Genomic DNA, 16,767 nt, shown 5'->3' on the forward strand with positions numbered 1-16,767 from the left:
CACCTTCCTGATTCATATTGGTTATCGTTGATATCGTGCTGTATGGGTGTGTCACCTATATATCCGCTTTATCCGCGGAGTTCCTCCGTTAAGCGGTCGATCTCCTGCAGTTCTTCCTCTGTCAGCCGCTCATCCGAATGCTTCAATGTTTCCGCGATATGCTCGGGCTTGGATGCCCCGACAATGGCTGACGTGATGCCCGGGCGGCTGAGCACCCAGTTCAGGGCGAACTGCGGAAGCGTCCATCCCCGCTGCTCGGCCAGCGGCCGGATCCCTTCCACGATGGAAAGCGCATGCCGCTGGTTTAGCAGCAATTGCAATCGCTGTTCACCTGCAGCCAGGCGCGAGTCCGATGGGGGAGCTTCGCCCGCCCGGTACTTCCCGGACAATATGCCCCGGCCGAGCGGACTGTACACGATAACCCCGACCTGCTCGGATAGGGCAAAGGGGATCAGTTCGCGTTCGATCTCCCTCGTAATGAGGCTGTATTCCGGCTGCACGCTCTCGAATCGGCGAAGGCCATGCAGCGCACTGATGCCGTGGGCTTTGGCAAGCTGCCAAGCGGCGTAGTTCGAGCAGCCGATATAGCGAACTTTGCCCTGACGCACAAGATCCGTAAGCGCCTCAAGCGTCTCGTCCAGCGGGGTAAACTCATCAAACCGATGTACTTGATAGAGATCGATATAATCCGTTTGGAGCCGGGCAAGGCTGTTCTCCAGCGCGCGGTAAATATGATAGCGGCTTTGACCTTGGTCATTGATGCCGGGTCCGATGCGGTTATGCAGCTTGGTTGCAAGGAGAATGTCCTGTCTTCGCTCCTTCAGCAGCCTGCCTAGAATGCCTTCCGCTTCCCCCAGCTGGTTTACATTTCCGTTATCCATGCCCGTGCCATACACGTCAGCCGTATCGATCAGATTAATGCCAGAACCAAGTGCCTGGTCCAATACGGCGGCCGAAGCCCTCTCATCGATCCAGCGCCCGAAGGCCATCGTCCCCAGACTCACCTCCGACACTTGAACTCCGGTTCTGCCCAGCGCGCTATACTTCATCATTGCAGCCTCCTCGTCAGATTCATATAAGAAAACCTCTATCGGGGTTTTTTCAAGGATGAGCGACCGCGATTCGAAGGTAGGTTTTCTTGCGATATCAGGAAAGCCCCTGCTTCGAAGTCTGATATCTAAAAAAACAGCCGAAGACACACCTCGGATCACAAGTTGATCCAAGGATGCATCTCCGGCTGTCCGGTAGAATGTGCATTAATTCTATTATTTCCGATATGTTAAGTAGGATTATAGCACCGTCTAATTTTGTCGTCAATTATTTTTCATGTTGGGTTTTCGGCCGGATGAGACCGAGATGGTCCCGTAACGTTCTGCCTGTATAGTCCTCGCGAAACACGCCGCGCTGCTGGAGCAGCGGTACTACACGATCCACAAACTGTTCGAGACCACCCGGAAGCAAAGGGGCCATTATGTTGAATCCGTCGCAAGCCCTGCTTCGAAACCAATCCTCGATCCGATCGGCAATCTGCTGCGGGGTTCCGATCATCGTCATATGACCTCTGGAGACCGCGTAATGCCGGCCAAGCTCCAGAATGCTCATGCCCGATTTCGCAGCCATATCCATAATCATGATCGCCCGGCTGCTGTTCCCTTCCCTCGGCAGATCAGGCAGCGGACCGTCTACCGGATATCCGGTCAAATCCGCATTTAGCAATTGAGATACATATTTCACCCCTGCTTCCGGCACGATGAGCTCGCTGAACGTCCGGTGATACGCCAAAGCTTCGGCTTCGCTCTCTCCGAGGAAGATCAGCAGGCCCGGCAGCACCTTCACCTCTTCCCCTTCCCGTCCATACTCCTTGAGCAAGTCCTTAAACTCGCGGTAATACCTTATCGCATCTTCTTTACTCTCACAGGCCGTGAACACAACATCGGCTGTTTGGGCTGCCAGCCTTCTTCCCGCTTCCGAGGTTCCCGCTTCAATGATAACGGGCCTGCCTTGCGGAGATCTGGGCATGTTCAACGGACCCTCCACCTTGAAAAACGCTCCTTCATGATGCACCCGATGAATCCGGGTCGTATCCGCAAAGACAGCTCTCTGCCGATCCAACACAAGGGCATCGTCCTCCCAGCTGTCCCAACATCCCGTCACAGCCTGTAGAAACTCCTCCGCCCGTTCATACCGCTTCCCGTGCTCCATTAATACAGCCGAGCCGAAATTGCGTGCCTCTGCATCCTTCGTAGAGGTCACCACATTCCATGCGGCTCTGCCGCCGCTGATATGATCCAGCGTGGAGAGGCGCCTTGCCAAAGCGTAGGGCTCGTTGAATGTGGTAGATGCGGTGCCGGCTAATCCAACATACTCCGTAACGCCAGCCAGACTGCTGAGCATGGTCAGCGCTTCAGGCTGCAGAAAGCTGACATTCGTCTGCAAATCCTCGATCAATGGAATTGAGTTGTTGTCCGCAAGGAATACCATATCGAATTTCCCGCGTTCGGCTGCTTGAGTGCAGCGCTTATAGAAAGCGTAATCCACGGCTCCGACCCCCGCCGAACCGGGATGCCGCCAAGCGGCGATATGATGGCCGTAATTCATTAGAAAAGCACCCAAACTTAATTGGCGTTGCTCCGCTCCCATCTCTATACTCCCCTTCGCTTTAACTCTACTGCACGCTTTTTATCTCTATAGATACTTACGTTCAACCAGGTTCTCTACGTAATCACTAACATACTTCCTATCATCAAGACGGGATTGAACTTCCTTCTCCCATGTCCCGGCATCCCGTAATGAAGCAAGCGTAACCTGGCTGCCATACCACGACTCCACCTCGTCCCGCCGGATGGTGAAGGCTTGGTCTTCAAAGACGAAGATCAGCTTCTGCAAATTATCAATCATGGCAAAATTCGCAGTGGAATTATAAACCAGCAGCTGCTTCAGCTTCTCCTCTTGCAGATCACCAGCCCTGGCCTGGAATCGGAGCTCGGCCGTCAATTCCTCCGGGTACAGCTGAAATGTGCGCCCGATGTCACGCATCGGAAGCGAAGCATTCAAATTAATCAGGTTCCCGGCATTCCCCATATACGGGCTGGCGAAGCCTAACGAATTCCGGATATCATGCGTTAACGGATCATTCTGCGCCGCTTCATATTGAACGGCCTGTTCGTTGGCCCTGGGCTTGATGACTCCCTCTAATGCAGCCATACCCGCTACGCCGACAAGCAGGAGTGCAACGATCAGCCAATTTTTTCTGCTCATGGTTCATTCACCTCAAGTCGAAGGGTTAGTTTACAAGCCTTTTGGACAAGCAGCGGAATGATGACCGACGTCATTGGGATGGCATATCGCATGACGGTCACATAGAACGAATAGGGCCCATCGATCCGCAATTCTCGCCCAAACCATAGATCACTGCCGTATTGAATCACGAAGGTGTACATGGATACAACGACGATAAATATCGACCACAGCCACCATGCCCCTTTGCTCCATTTGGCCAATTTGCCTGCGTTGATGACAGCTGTCTGCTTCTCATACCGTTTCAGATGCCGTGACATGGAAAGATACACCGCTCCGGTTAAGACAACGACGCACAGCAGGAGGGTGTTCACCCCTATACCGCTTGGCAAAAATCGGGCCGGGATGGTGACGATCCACGCCAACAAGGAATAAATAAGCGCGCTCTGAACAAGGTCATACCGGAAACGGTAGCTGTAAACTTTTTGATTATCGTCAATGAGGGCCTCGATATCTTCGATGTTATCGATCGCCAGACTGATGGCCGATTGATATTCCATGCCGTTCTCCATGTAATCCGTAACCCGCGCCTCCAAATTGCTGAGAACCTCATTCTTCAGCTCTACCACTTCCTTGGTTTTGCGTTGATTCGCAAATAGACGGTCCACAAAGATCTCTAAGTCATGCCTGTTGGTCATTGATCTGTCAGCTCCTTTCCGTTCCCGATCAGAACATCGATAATCTCGCGCGCAGCCTTCCATTCCTCCTGATTTTGCAGCAAGCGTCCCTGTCCCTCCTGGCTGAGGTTGTAATATTTGCGCCTTCCGCCCTGGGTTTCTTCTCCCCAATAGGAACGGATGAATCCCTGCTTCTCCAACCTTCTCAGACTGGAATATAATGTAGGCTCCTTCAACTCAAATCGATTCCCGCTTCGTAGCGAAATTTCTTTAATGATCTGATAGCCGTAATTATCCCCGTCCGATAACACGCGCAGAATAAAGGTATCAATATTGCCACGTATCAAATCACTGTTATGTAAGGATTCAATCAAATACCCGGACCTCCCTAACGGAATGGAATGGGTATAATATAACGCATATTACTATGCATGTCAAAGTAATACTCCACACATATATTGATCCTTCATCGATTGACGGTTTACAAGCACTACTATATAATTCTTGAAAGTTCTTCCTATTATAAATAGAATCCCCTACATATGATTTGGGGTTCCAATCCCTTCATTATTGTATTTAGTACGTGCAGGAGGAGACGGTTTTGCTTCATAAATACATTCGACGACTGAAATACTATATTCTCCGGACTCTCCGCATGCAAAATAGCGATCATCGAATTGCGCTCGGTTTTGCCGTAGGCTTCTTCCCTTGCTGGTATCCAACCTTTGGCATTGATCTGCTGCTGGCTCCGCTGTTGTCTCGCTTGGTTCGCGCGAACATCCCCTCCGCCTTCCTTGCAGCTTCGGCAGGCTCCGTATTGTGGCCGATCCTGTTCTATTTAAACTATAGAATCGGGGTATTTGTGCATCTGTTCACCACATTTCCCCAAACCTTTGAAATCGAAGATGCCCTCTCGGTGCCTGTGCCTGAGACGGATTATCGAATTGAGACGAGCCATTTTGGCAGATTAGGCGATATGGGCGTCAACTTTCTTGTCGGTGCCCTCATCAACAGCATCCTGTCTACATTGATACTCTATATTTTGCTGCGCATCATGCTCTCCGTTTACCGTAGACCCTTGCTTCATAAAATCAAAAAATCCATTCGAAGAGGAAAATCAAAGTCTTAATTAAAGCTCACATGGAAAAGCGCCTGGAACCCCCTTCCTAGGCGCTTTTTTTATTTTTCAGAAGCAAGTTGCATTGTCCCTGCCTTAATCTCAACTCCTCTTCTGCCCTAGCCGGTTCCTCTGGAAAATTCGGTATAAATTGCTAAAAACACGGCATTCTAAAGAGGATGAGCCTTTACTACGTACCGGCAAAAGGAGGGGAAAACGAAAGTGAAAACGAAGGCGCAGCACGTACTGCTTGACCCTGTTAAAGAGCGGCTTGCGAATTGCGAGGATGTCATCTATCAATCCTTACGTATCCATGGATCGACGTGCACCACCATCTACATTGAATCCATTGTGGATATCAGCACCCTGCACGAACATATCGTTAAACCCCTGATTAAGGAAGCCGCGTTGATTCAGCATAATTTTAACGACTTTATTGACCGTATGGATCGTGGAGATGTCCTGTCGGTTCCATTTCATCGATCTTCCTCGGCGGAGTATATTGCCAATATGATTGTCGAAGGCACAGCGGTAGTGGTTGTGGAGCAGTTGGCAGAGGCTTATTTATTTGACATCGCGTTGTATCAGAAACGGGCGGTTTCGGAATCTCAGAATGAGCTCGTGGTGAACGGGCCGCAAGAAGCTTTTATCGAAGACATTGGCACGAATTTATCGCTGCTCCGGCACAAAATCAAGCATACGGACCTCAAAACCGTACGTTATCAGATCGGCCAATATTCCAAGACCGCCGTATATATGGTGTATGTCGACGGTTTATGCAAACCCGAAGTTGTCGCTCAAGTGGACCGGCGGCTGAATAGCATATCCATTGATGGCACCTTCGGGATCAGCACCTTGTCTGAGCAAATGAAGGAAGGCGTGAAATCCCCGTTTCCGCAGTTTCAATACACAGAGCGACCGGATTCCGTTGCCGCTTCTCTGCTTGAAGGCAGGGTCGGCATTATGCAGGATGGAACGCCGTCGGCACTAATCGTGCCTGTCACTCTATTTTCCCTGCTGCAGTCGTCCGAGGATTATTATCACAGCTTCTTCTCCTCCAGCTGGATCCGGATTGTCCGGTTCGTGTTCGCCATTATTTCATTACTGATGCCTTCACTATATGTGGCGATCACGACATTTCAGCCATCCATCATACCCACCGATCTGCTGATCACCATTGCGGCATCGCGTGAGAATATCCCGTTCTCCGCTTTAGCGGAGGCACTGATCATGGAACTAACCTTTGAAGCGCTGCGGGAAGCCGGAACCCGGATCCCGAAGCCGGTCGGGCAGACGATATCCATTATCGGCGCCATCGTCATTGGACAGGCCGCAGTGGAAGCGGGCGTCGTATCCAACCCGATGGTCATTGTGGTCTCGATAACCGGAATCGCTTCTTATATCATTCCGCACTTCGAGCTTGGGCTTGCGTTCCGCTTGCTGCGTTTCCCCATACTCATTCTCGGAGGGACACTCGGCCTTATCGGCGTATTTGCCGCTGCCTTCCTTGTGTATGGCCACATGGCTTCCCTGAAGTCGTTTAATACGCCTTATCTGCAGCCGGTTGCGCCGCTTGTGATATCCGAATGGAAGGATACCTTTTTGCGGGCACCATCCATGCTGATGAAGAACCGGCCTAAAACCTATGCGTCTTCCAACAATTTAAGGAGAAGAAAGCCATAATGCCTCTACTCAAATGGTTTAACTTGTTCAAATTGGTGCTTCCCCTGACTCTGTTAACGGGTTGCGGTTTCACGATGACCAAGGTTGAAATCAATGAGCAAACCTTTGTATTTGCCATGTATGTGAATAAGGGTCAGCAAAAAGACACCGTAGAAGTTACGATCAGTGCCCCCCTTCCAAATCGGCTTACATCTGGAAGCCAAGCAGGCGGCCAAGGTGGTGGTGACCCGTATGCCATGGTAACCAAGACCTCCAGTACCGTGCAGGATGCCCTGCACCTGATTCAACGGGATCTTTCCAGACGTTTTGACTTCAGTCACACCAAGGTCGTAATCGTGGGCAAAAGCTTCGCGGAGGCGGGATTAGAGGAGCTTACGGACTGGCTTCAGCGAGAACCGACAACCAACCTGAATATTTATTTAATGGTTGCACCCGGAGACGCTAAAAAAGTCGCGGAGCTGACGCCGGTCTTTGAGCAGATGCCCTCGGAGGTGCTCACCCGCTTTGCAGACCAGCACAACATGATCGTGACGAACCTGAAGGACTGCCTCTATGCCGAATCGGCCAATCAAGGCTATGCTTTGAACTATTTGTCAGCAGGCTTGAAGCCGATGGTGGCCGACCAAGAGAAACTGGAACCCTGGGCAGGGATTCAGGGCACGGCGCTTTTCCGTCATCATAAACTCGTTGCCACACTCCCGATGAAGGAGTCGCTTGCCGTCAGTTGGGGAGTAAACGAGGTAAAAGGTCCTATGTATACTGTTCATTGGAGTGATGGCGAGAAAGCAAGCGTGTTTGTCATCACATCCAGATCCAATAAGTCCGTACGCATGGTTTCGGGTCATCCGGTGTTCACAGTAAAGCTAAGCGGAACGGGCGATGTCATATACAAACCAAAGCAAAGGAAGCTTGATACCCTGCAGGTGAAAGAGCTCATCGAGCGTGAGCTCAATGATCAAATCGCCGGTCATTTAAGAAAAGCTCTTCATACATCGCAGCGAGTAGGAGCAGACATCCTGCAGCTTGGCATGCTGGTGGATTGGAACTATCCGGATCATTGGCAAAAGGTTCGTGCCGACTGGCCCGATTATTACAAAAACGAAGTGGAGATCCAGGTTGTTACCGACATCAAGATTCGAAACTTCGGATCCGTACTCAAAATGAATCCGAAATAAGGAGGTTTTGCTTATGCTCGCTCTTCTGTTCCTCGTGTACTCCTTGGTGGAATGGTATATCGCGAAGAAGAAGGCAAAAGCACCTCGTGAAAAATGGACGGTTCTCCTGCTGATCCTTGCGTTTACCGTCTGGAATTTATTCGCCTTGCTTTCTCACGAGCGGCTGACCCCCAACCATCTGATTATGCTGCTGTTCGGTTGGCTTGATAACCTATAACCAAAACATCTATCGGCGTACTTTCACAGAGGACTATAATCTATGACGGAAAGGATGTACGAACCCAACATGCGCAATACTCCCTGGCAGCTGTTCCGTTTCGGATTTGTCTACCTTAACGCCATACCTACTGGATTTCTGATCAGTCCCCTATTGTGGAACTCTGCTTACTTAGGATGGGCTGCGATTCTGGGCGGCTATGTGATGAGTTTAATCTTCCTGTGGTTTACGGTAAAGCTCGCGCTGTGGGATTCTCAGAAACCCTGGATCGATTTCGGCAGTAAACTTGTCAGCAAATGGATTCATATCCCGGTCGTCGCTTTGGTTTTCTTCTGGTCGATCAATTACATAGGAATGGATATCGAAAGCTTCACCTTATTCTTCGACACCAATTACATGCGTGAGTCTCCTCAATGGTTCGTGCTCCTGATCGTGGGGTTGGTCGTTATGATTACCGCCAGATGGGGCATGGAAACGATGATTTATATTTCAGACGGGCTCTTTCTCGTCATTGTCATTGCGATCGTGTGCATGAACATGTTTTTCTTCAAGGAAGCCCATTTTGATATGATGATTGCGATGGTCAGGCATCACAATTATGAATCGGCCATTAAGGATGCCCTGTTCTGTTTTTCATTCTTCGCGGAATGGATCGTCTTCCTCTTTCTCGCTCCCTATATCCAATTTAACCGGAAATCATTTCGAAACCTCGCCGCCGCCGGGATGCTGGTGACGATAGGCATATTGCTCCAATGGGCTTCTGCTTTACTGAATTTCGGCCCTTATTTAGGGCGGGAGATGCAATATCCACTTGTTGAATTAATGCGCTCAGCCAGTGGGTTCCTCGGCAACTCCGATCCGCTTATCATTGGCTTATGGAGCAGTTCGATGTTTTTCCATAGCGCCTTTCTCATCCACGTAAGTGTAAGATGTCTTGCCAAGTTGCTTCACCTGAAGCAAATGGATGGGCCGCTGATCGCCATTATTGGGGGAACCGCTATCGTGATAGCATATCAGTATTCGCAAAATCCGATCCTTTTTCTCCAGGACTTCAATTCTTTCGGGATGGCGATGTTCTTTATTCTTATGGAGTTCATCCCCATTTTATATTGGATGGTCTCCCTGTTCCGCAAACGCAAACCCAAGGGTCAACAAAAACCTAAAGCGAATCATAAACCCGCTTGAATCTGAAACTGTATCGATATCTAAATGAAAAACGAAATAAGAGAGCAGCATTTGCCGCTCTCTTAGTTTCTGGGTCCATCACCTTTTATACTGATTATAGCCTTCTCCTTCGCAAGGAAAGTATGATAAGCCTCTGAAGTTTATACTATCTTATCTCGTCAAAAAATCAACATTTTATGTAAGCGCTTCCTACAAAAAGGTTCTTTTATTGTAAGCAATTGGCATATTATATAGTACAGTAGACCAGCTGGCAAGGGTGGCAGCAGGAGGTGATAGGCATGGGCGTGAATGAAGCTTTGGCTTTAATGATATCGTTCGCCACTCTGGTCGTTTCGATCCTTGCCTTCCATAATAAGAAATAGACCCGTCCCTTGTACAGATGAATCTATTTCTTACGTCTGGTTGCAAGCAAATATCCACCTTGCAGGTGATGATCTGCTGTGCGAGGAGTCGGCGGCAACCGGCTCCTTTTGTAATACACAAAAATATCCTATTCTGATTTTCGCCGAATTATGACTCGGCGGTGGTGAATTAAGTATTCAGGATTGGCTTTACCTCGGCTATAATGTTCTCGATCTGTTTGGAGCTTTCCTCATACATTTTCTTGGCCTTTTTACTCTTCGTACTGAGACTGAATAACTCCAAATCCGCCTGACATTTCTTTAAATTCGCATAGAGCAGTTTTCGCTCCTCATTTTGTGGAGCCTGGATCTGATCATCATACAGATCGACGGTTAGTTGTCCATAAGTGTCGACCTGGGCAAGATATACATCCTTGATCTTTGCGCCCTGCTTGTCCAGTTCTTCTACCAGCCATCCCTGATTGAAGCCCATAACGCGCAGCGGTTCATCCAGGACTTTACCATCCATGACCACAACCTGTGCAACTTTTTCCGGCGCTACCTGGATACCAAGATCTTTAGGAGTTAAAGGCAGATTCTCACGCGTCTGCAGCACATTAATCTCTCCGCTTGACTCCATGATGGCAAATTCCACGTCAGCGACCTGAAACACGTCTTTTTTCCGCAGCTGCTCCATTAACTCATCGGCAGACAGTCTTTCTTTCTTTAAATTGTCTTCTAATATCTTGCCATCTTTAATGAGCACGGTCGCCTTAAAATCGATAAAGTCCCTGACCTTCTTGTTCTTGATTTGCAGGAATTCAATAATTAATGAGCAGGCTACCCACACGCCTAGCGCTACTAATCCCAAATACCAGTTCGCATCAAGATCCAAGGAGATATAGGCCGCCAAGCTGCCGATCGTAATCCCCGTTAAATATTCAAAAAAAGATAGCTGCGAAACCTGCCGCTTGCCCAGCAGTTTTGTCATCAGAAACAACACGACCACAGCACATAAGGTTCTAAGTACAATTTCCAACCATTGGGCCACAATAAAACCTCCTCATTTGACTTGATAATCACTCTATAGATTATTGTCAAATATCCCTATAGAAATCACACCATTATTTCCCAGTCCATGCTTCATGCATGTTCTTCTGCAAAATGCGTACATTATTACGCATGAAAGGAGTGATAAAAACCAATGACCGTAGCATCCGACGTCAAAACATGTCTCTCATCCTTAAAAAGCGCTCAAGCCAGTCTTGAGCAATTTGCACTGTCCACGCAAGATCAAAATGCCAAAGATTTGTTCACGGCTGCAGCACAACAAACACAACAAGTCGTGGACCAAGTGGCCCAGCGGGTTCAGCAGCTTGAACAGGAAGAGCCTCAGTATAAAGGTTTCTAACCATTTGTTTTTGTTTGCTCCATAAACATGTAAGGCCCATGCATACCTCCTATCCCTCTTGATAGGAGGTTGTTTATCTTGTGTTATTTATTATTGAGTTATCCTCCCCATCAGGGTAAAGTGTTAGTAAACGGAGACTGAATATAAGGGGGTAGATTCTATGAAGAATGGTAAGCGTCCTATCGATGTCATCACGTTCGGTGAATCGATGGGATTACTATATCCGGAAGGCACACGGGGCATAGGACAAGGAGGAAGCATGGCACAATCCTTCGGTGGTGCCGAAAGCAATCTCGCTATCGGGCTCTCCAGACTTGGCTGCAGCAGCGGATGGTTCGGTCAACTCGGCAACGATCCGATCGGAACCGGTATTTTGAAAACGCTTCGAGGAGAAGGTGTCGACATTTCCGCCGCCAGACAAACGGATGCTGCACCGACCGGTCTTATGCTGCGACAGAACGTTCGCGGTCAATCCTCCGTCTATTACTACCGCAAAGGCTCTGCTGCCAGTCAAATGACCCCGGACCATGTAGACTCCGAATACATAGCCAATGCCCGTATCCTTCATTTTACAGGCATCACCGCAGCTTTAAGCAGCAGCTGCCTGGAGACGATACGGCATGTCATTTCCGTATGCAAAGCACATGGCGTCCTGATCAGCTTTGACCCAAACCTCAGGCTCAAGCTATGGAATATCGAAGAGGCTCGTCCTGTATTGCTGGAGCTTGCGGAAGCCTGTGATTATTTTCTACCAGGTTATGATGAATGCAAGCTGCTGTTCGAAACAGAGGACGAGCAGGTGATCCTGGATCGTCTGCGACAGCTTCCCACCATGTCCATTATCAAAAGTTTCAATGGGAGCAATGTCATTGTCCACAAGAACCACACCTATTCCCTTCCTTTTGAGCAGGTGGATCAAGTGGTGGATACCGTGGGCGCAGGCGACGGCTTCTGTGCCGGTTTCCTCGCTGGCATCGCCAAAGGCTGGACACCCGAAGAGGCTCTCTCATTGGGTGGCTTAACCGGATCTCTGGTGATCCAAGCGCCTGGTGATTGGGAAGCACTTCCGACCTGGGAAGAGGTACAACAGCGGCGCGGGAACGCTGCTCATATCGAACGTTAACTCCTGTTCTTTAAACGAGTCATCTTTTCTTTCGAATCCATTCATAGACGAGAAGGAGTGTAAACATGAAAAAACTAAGACTGATCGAACAAATTCATCATGCAGGCGTCGTCGCTGTCCTTCGCGGGGATTCCCCCGAAGAGGTTGTCGAGATTGCCAAACATGCGATTGAAGGCGGTATCAAGGTTATCGAAGTAACCATGACTGTACCGTTCGCTACCGAAGCCATTACAACGCTGGCCAAAATGTATTCCTCCAACGATCCGCAAGCGGATAACTATGCCATTATCGGCGCAGGCACGGTTCTGGATGCTGAAACAGCCAGAATCACCATTCTTGCCGGTGCCGAGTTTGTGGTCTCGCCCGGCTTCGACCGCGATACCATTTTGCTCAGCAATCGTTACCGCATCCCGGTTATGCCGGGTGCCGTAACCGTTCATGATATCGTCGCCGCTCTTGAGCTTGGCGTCGATGTCATTAAGCTCTTCCCGGGGAATTTGTACTCTCCATCCGTCATTCCATCCCTGAAGGGCCCCCTCCCGCAGGCCAACATCATGCCAACCGGGGGCGTGAATCTGGATAATCTGCATGAATGGATCAAGGCCGGCGCATTTGCGGTCGGGATCGGATCGGACCTAACCAAGGACGCACTGAAGAGCGGTGACTTCAATCTGATTACAGAAAAGGCACGCGCTTATATTAACGCCTTTAAGGAAGCCCAGGCGCAAAGATAAAAAAATTTGTACTGTTATGATATATGATTTTCTCTAACTATTTTTTTTGAAAACAGACAAGCCTATCAAGAGTCAACTCTTGATAGGCTTGTCTGTTTATTTAATCCTTCTCTTTTTGAACCAACGCTTTTGAGTGAACATCCCCGTCGTAAACCCGCCTGCTACGATCGTCAGAACAGAATACATGAAGGTGCTTCCCGATAGCAGGATGCCTCCGAACCCGATGATAACCGCATCCATCAGCAAAATAATGACGCCTACATTTAATGGCAAATATTTAGCCAGGAAATGCGCCAAGAGGTCCGTTCCGCCCGTGCTTGCATTGTTTCTTAGCATAAATCCAAGTCCGGCTCCGATCAATGCCCCGCCCAGGGGCGCGCTAAGGATGACATTCGGGGAAAAAAATCGCAAAAAAACCTGCTGCAGCGGTGAAAGCAAATCGATGATAAATGAAGATATCAGCATGCCTGACAGACTATTGTAAAAGATTTCGCGATTTAATATCCAGGCTGCGATAAACATGGGAATGCTGCACAAAATGATGACGAATCCGATATGTAGATCAAATACATAGTTAGCAATCAGAGCAATGCCGATAACTCCACCATCCAAAACTTTATGCGGGACAAGAAAAAAATTGGTCCCCATCGCGATCAGAAAACTGCCGATCACGATAATGACATGTTTTCGAAATGACACCATTTCCCACATCTCCATTTATAAGGGCATGTCTCATTTATATGCTTGTCATTTCGAAAAATTGCGGACTTGCTGTCCCGCATTTGAAAAAAAATTCCACCGTGATCGATTTGGACGCCTTTCGCTTTTAATCTTTTACATAAATCAAACGCTCGGTCCGTGCCATCACCTTGGTCTTCATATAGGGATAATTCTCATAACAATAATCCACGAAATACCCCGGCTTCTCTCCATTCCAAGGGAAAATATCATAATGCATCGGAATCGTCAGATCGAATCTCGATGCTGCGGCAAGCTCTGCAGCCTCCCGGAAGCCCATATTTCCAACGATCCCGTCTTTCCGGCGGAAGGCATCTCCCCCGTTGATCGGCACCATCCCGATATCAATCGAATGCCCCTGTAACCTTTCTACCAAACCAGGATATACGACGGTATCCCCCGCATGGTAGATCAACACGCCCTGGATATCCACCAAATATCCGACAAACCGGTGTCCAAACTGTTCATGCTCATCCAAGGTTTCATGGGCAGCCGGAATCGCCATCAGTCGGAAGCCCTCAAACTGCTGCCATTGATCGCACACTGCCGCGAACAAACGCTGCGGCGTAACACCAGCCTCTCTCATCGCTTCATGGCAGCAAGCCGGTGCAACAAAGACGGTCTCCGGATTCTGCTTGGCTATGACCGCAATCGTTCCCAGATCCATATGATCGTCATGCTCATGGGTGATCAGCACCATGCTCGCATTCGTGATATGCTCCGGCTTCAGCGGTGCAGAAAATGCGCGCTGGAATCCCGCTTTGCGTTCCAGATCATCCGACATATAAGGGTCGATGTAGATGACAACCTCCCCACCCTTAAGGACAACGCTCTCCTGTCCCAGAAACCATACCGCCGCCATCCCTTCGGCTGTGGACGTGCGGTTGATTTCTTCGATAAGCTGCCCGGGACCTCGACCCTTGCTGTTCTGTTCCATCATCTCTACTATCTCTCCTTTCATTTTCTATCACGACTAGATTATAACATGCGGTCATCTATAGAAATGACCCAACCGACAATGAAAAAAAAACGAGTCGGAAGTCAGCAAAAATGCTTACCCCAAACTCGCTATGTCTTGTCTTACATGAATCTATTTGCGCTCAAGCGGCTTCTTCCATAGTCCTAGCAGCATGCCTGATATCACCGAACCAATGAGAACGGCCAGCAAGAACAAAAGCGCATGATTGGCCAGAGCGGCAACAAAGATCCCCCCATGGGGCGCAGGCACGTTGATGCTCCACAGCTGCGTCAACCCGCCGGCAACCGCAGAGCCCAGGATACAGGAAGTTAGTACGCGCAGCGGGTCGGCTGCGGCAAACGGGATCGCGCCCTCCGTGATGAAGGAAAGACCCATCACGTAGTTGGTCACGCCGGATTTGCGCTCCTGCTCCGTGAATTTGTGTTTGAAAAACGTTGTTGCCAGCGCAATGGCGAGCGGAGGAACCATCCCGCCGGCCATGACCGCAGCCATCATGGCCCCGTTCGTGTTGCCGCTGGATGTAAAGACGCCGATCGCGAATGCATAAGCCGCTTTATTGAAGGGACCGCCCATGTCAATCGACATCATCCCGCCCAGAATAAGACCGAGAATCACCGCGTTGCCGGTACCCAGATTGTTCAGAATATCAATCAGACCGAGATTGATCCAGCTGAAGAACGGATCGAACAAGTAGAACATGATTGTCCCCGTGACAAGAAGGCCGACAACCGGATACAGCAGAATCGGCTTTAAGCCGTCAAGCGCTCTTGGCAGGCCGGCAAACACTTTGCGCAGCAGGATCACCACATAACCCGCCAAGAAACCTGCCGCAAGCCCGCCAAGGAATCCCGAATTTGAATTGAGGGCCATCAGGCCTCCGACCATGCCGGGCATCAATGCCGGGCGATCGCCTATGCTCAGCGCAATGAATCCCGCCAGAACCGGAATCAGGAAGTGGAAGGCGCCGTCTCCCCCGCCTATCGTCTGCAGCAGCTGGAAGAGGGGATGGTTTTCACCTGCAAGCTGCTCGATCAGGAAGGAGATGGCCAGAAGAATGCCGCCTCCTACGACGAATGGCAGCATATGTGAAATACCATTCATCAGATCCTTGTACACTTTCGTGCCTATGCTGCCCTTCTCCGCGCCTTTCGCCTGCGGCTCACCGCCGCCTTCGCTGCGGTAGATCGGCGCATCACCGCTCATCGCCTTACGGATCAGCTCCTCTGATTTGCGGATACCGTCGCTGACAGGTCGCTGGAGCACAGGCTTTCCGTTAAAGCGGGCCATCTCCACGTTTTTGTCAGCGGCAATGATGACGCCTGCCGCCCTGCGGATTTCCTCTTCCGTTAACACGTTTTGCGCACCTTCCGAGCCATTGGTCTCCACCCGGATTTCGACGCCCATCTCCTGAGCTTTCTTCTTCAGGGCGTCTTCAGCCATAAATGTGTGGGCAATGCCGGTCGGGCAAGCCGTGACGGCAACCACAAATGCAGTCGAAGTTCCTGCAGAAGCATTCCGTTGGTCAGATTCGGGAGCGCCGACGGACTCCTGACGGTTGTTCTCGGCTTCCTTTTGTGCAGCTTCCCTTTTTTTAGCCGCTTCCCTCTCAGCTTTGGCGGCTTCTTCTACCGCCTGCTTGGAATCGAATAAAGCCGTTACCTCCTCGGGCGTCTTCGCATCCATCAATTGGGCGATGAATTCTGTATCGATCAACAGCCGCGATAACGCTGCAAGGGTACGAAGATGCGTATTTCCCGCTCCCTCCGGGGCAGCGATCATGAAAAACACATACGCCGCCTCTCCGTCCAGCGCTTCGAAATCCACGCCCCCACTGCTCTTGGCAAACACGACGGTCGGTTCATTAACCGCTTTCGTCTTCGCGTGCGGCATCGCGATGCCGCCCCCGATCCCCGTACTGGATTCGGCTTCACGCTTCAGAATCATTTCTTTGAACAAGACCGGATCGTTGATCCGCCCGCTTGCAGCCAGGCTTGCGATCAGTTCATCAATAGCTGTCTCCTTCGTGACCGCCTTCAGGTCCATGATCATCGTTTCCTGTATCATTAAATCCGTAATTTTCATGCTGGTTCACACTCCCTTGATATCATCGTGATGACAACCACGCCATAGCCGCACCATAACGCGTGATT

Annotated in this window: 18 protein-coding genes; 9 read left to right on the top strand and 9 right to left on the bottom strand. The window is 49.9% G+C overall.

What is annotated here, in order from left to right; translation table 11 throughout:
- Nucleotides 1-68 precede the first annotated feature (68 nt).
- The 5 genes from PAEVO_RS18610 to PAEVO_RS18630 form a co-directional block, all read right to left on the bottom strand.
- The gene (locus PAEVO_RS18610) at nt 69-1,049 is read right to left on the bottom strand and encodes an aldo/keto reductase (RefSeq protein WP_100538890.1); all 981 of its coding nucleotides are present in this window, start codon (nt 1,047-1,049) and stop codon (nt 69-71) included.
- Between the two features lie 268 nt (nt 1,050-1,317).
- Nucleotides 1,318-2,640, bottom strand: a complete 1,323-nt coding sequence (locus tag PAEVO_RS18615; protein WP_100538891.1) for an LLM class flavin-dependent oxidoreductase — start codon at nt 2,638-2,640, stop codon at nt 1,318-1,320.
- 45 nt (nt 2,641-2,685) lie between these two features.
- Nucleotides 2,686-3,258, bottom strand: a complete 573-nt coding sequence (locus tag PAEVO_RS18620) for a DUF4825 domain-containing protein (protein ID WP_100538892.1) — start codon at nt 3,256-3,258, stop codon at nt 2,686-2,688.
- Nucleotides 3,255-3,935: a permease prefix domain 1-containing protein gene (locus PAEVO_RS18625; protein ID WP_100538893.1), complete on the bottom strand. Its 681-nt coding sequence runs from the start codon at nt 3,933-3,935 to the stop codon at nt 3,255-3,257. The genes PAEVO_RS18620 and PAEVO_RS18625 overlap by 4 nt, the downstream gene beginning before the upstream one ends.
- Nucleotides 3,932-4,288: a PadR family transcriptional regulator gene (locus tag PAEVO_RS18630; protein ID WP_100538894.1), complete on the bottom strand. Its 357-nt coding sequence runs from the start codon at nt 4,286-4,288 to the stop codon at nt 3,932-3,934. Before PAEVO_RS18630 ends, PAEVO_RS18625 begins: the two co-directional genes overlap by 4 nt.
- Nucleotides 4,289-4,515: 227 nt before the next feature.
- On the opposite strand from PAEVO_RS18630, the gene PAEVO_RS18635 reads away from it, so the two are divergent.
- The 6 genes from PAEVO_RS18635 to PAEVO_RS34890 all read left to right on the top strand — a co-directional run bounded on the left by PAEVO_RS18635 (nt 4,516) and on the right by PAEVO_RS34890 (nt 9,653).
- A complete protein-coding gene (locus PAEVO_RS18635; protein ID WP_100538895.1) occupies nt 4,516-5,043 on the top strand; it encodes a DUF2062 domain-containing protein in 528 nt (175 codons plus the stop codon).
- A 210-nt stretch (nt 5,044-5,253) separates the two neighbouring features.
- Nucleotides 5,254-6,714: a spore germination protein gene (locus tag PAEVO_RS18640; protein ID WP_100538896.1), complete on the top strand. Its 1,461-nt coding sequence runs from the start codon at nt 5,254-5,256 to the stop codon at nt 6,712-6,714.
- Nucleotides 6,714-7,889, top strand: coding sequence for a Ger(x)C family spore germination protein (locus PAEVO_RS18645; protein WP_100538897.1), 1,176 nt, complete (start codon nt 6,714-6,716; stop codon nt 7,887-7,889). Before PAEVO_RS18640 ends, PAEVO_RS18645 begins: the two co-directional genes overlap by 1 nt.
- Before the next feature lie 13 nt (nt 7,890-7,902).
- On the top strand, nt 7,903-8,106 hold the full coding sequence (locus tag PAEVO_RS18650; RefSeq protein WP_100538898.1) for a hypothetical protein: 204 nt from the start codon (nt 7,903-7,905) through the stop codon (nt 8,104-8,106).
- Nucleotides 8,107-8,175: 69 nt separating this feature from the next.
- The gene (locus PAEVO_RS18655; RefSeq protein ID WP_100539508.1) at nt 8,176-9,291 is read left to right on the top strand and encodes a GerAB/ArcD/ProY family transporter; all 1,116 of its coding nucleotides are present in this window, start codon (nt 8,176-8,178) and stop codon (nt 9,289-9,291) included.
- A gap of 278 nt (nt 9,292-9,569) precedes the next feature.
- The gene (locus PAEVO_RS34890; RefSeq protein WP_223260591.1) at nt 9,570-9,653 is read left to right on the top strand and encodes a putative holin-like toxin; all 84 of its coding nucleotides are present in this window, start codon (nt 9,570-9,572) and stop codon (nt 9,651-9,653) included.
- Between the two features lie 169 nt (nt 9,654-9,822).
- Here PAEVO_RS34890 and PAEVO_RS18660 read toward each other — a convergent pair whose 3' ends face one another.
- Nucleotides 9,823-10,683: a DUF421 domain-containing protein gene (locus tag PAEVO_RS18660; RefSeq protein ID WP_100538899.1), complete on the bottom strand. Its 861-nt coding sequence runs from the start codon at nt 10,681-10,683 to the stop codon at nt 9,823-9,825.
- A gap of 153 nt (nt 10,684-10,836) precedes the next feature.
- On the opposite strand from PAEVO_RS18660, the gene PAEVO_RS18665 reads away from it, so the two are divergent.
- From PAEVO_RS18665 to PAEVO_RS18675, 3 genes are all read left to right on the top strand, one after another.
- The gene (locus tag PAEVO_RS18665) at nt 10,837-11,043 is read left to right on the top strand and encodes a DUF1657 domain-containing protein (protein WP_053491912.1); all 207 of its coding nucleotides are present in this window, start codon (nt 10,837-10,839) and stop codon (nt 11,041-11,043) included.
- A 160-nt stretch (nt 11,044-11,203) separates the two neighbouring features.
- Nucleotides 11,204-12,166, top strand: a complete 963-nt coding sequence (locus PAEVO_RS18670) for a sugar kinase (RefSeq protein WP_100538900.1) — start codon at nt 11,204-11,206, stop codon at nt 12,164-12,166.
- A 65-nt stretch (nt 12,167-12,231) separates the two neighbouring features.
- Nucleotides 12,232-12,900, top strand: coding sequence for a bifunctional 2-keto-4-hydroxyglutarate aldolase/2-keto-3-deoxy-6-phosphogluconate aldolase (locus PAEVO_RS18675; RefSeq protein WP_100538901.1), 669 nt, complete (start codon nt 12,232-12,234; stop codon nt 12,898-12,900).
- 96 nt (nt 12,901-12,996) lie between these two features.
- Here the strand turns inward: PAEVO_RS18675 and PAEVO_RS18680 are convergent, their stop codons facing one another.
- The 3 genes from PAEVO_RS18680 to PAEVO_RS18690 all read right to left on the bottom strand — a co-directional run bounded on the left by PAEVO_RS18680 (nt 12,997) and on the right by PAEVO_RS18690 (nt 16,699).
- Complete coding sequence (locus PAEVO_RS18680) at nt 12,997-13,602, bottom strand: YitT family protein (RefSeq protein ID WP_100538902.1); 606 nt, start codon at nt 13,600-13,602, stop codon at nt 12,997-12,999.
- A 124-nt stretch (nt 13,603-13,726) separates the two neighbouring features.
- Nucleotides 13,727-14,578, bottom strand: coding sequence for an MBL fold metallo-hydrolase (locus PAEVO_RS18685; protein ID WP_100538903.1), 852 nt, complete (start codon nt 14,576-14,578; stop codon nt 13,727-13,729).
- A 150-nt stretch (nt 14,579-14,728) separates the two neighbouring features.
- Complete coding sequence (locus tag PAEVO_RS18690) at nt 14,729-16,699, bottom strand: PTS fructose transporter subunit IIABC (protein ID WP_100538904.1); 1,971 nt, start codon at nt 16,697-16,699, stop codon at nt 14,729-14,731.
- Between the last annotated feature and the right edge of the window lie 68 nt (nt 16,700-16,767).

The organism is Paenibacillus sp. GM2FR, assembly GCF_002803325.1.
GTDB lineage: Bacteria > Bacillota > Bacilli > Paenibacillales > Paenibacillaceae > Paenibacillus_AQ > Paenibacillus_AQ lautus.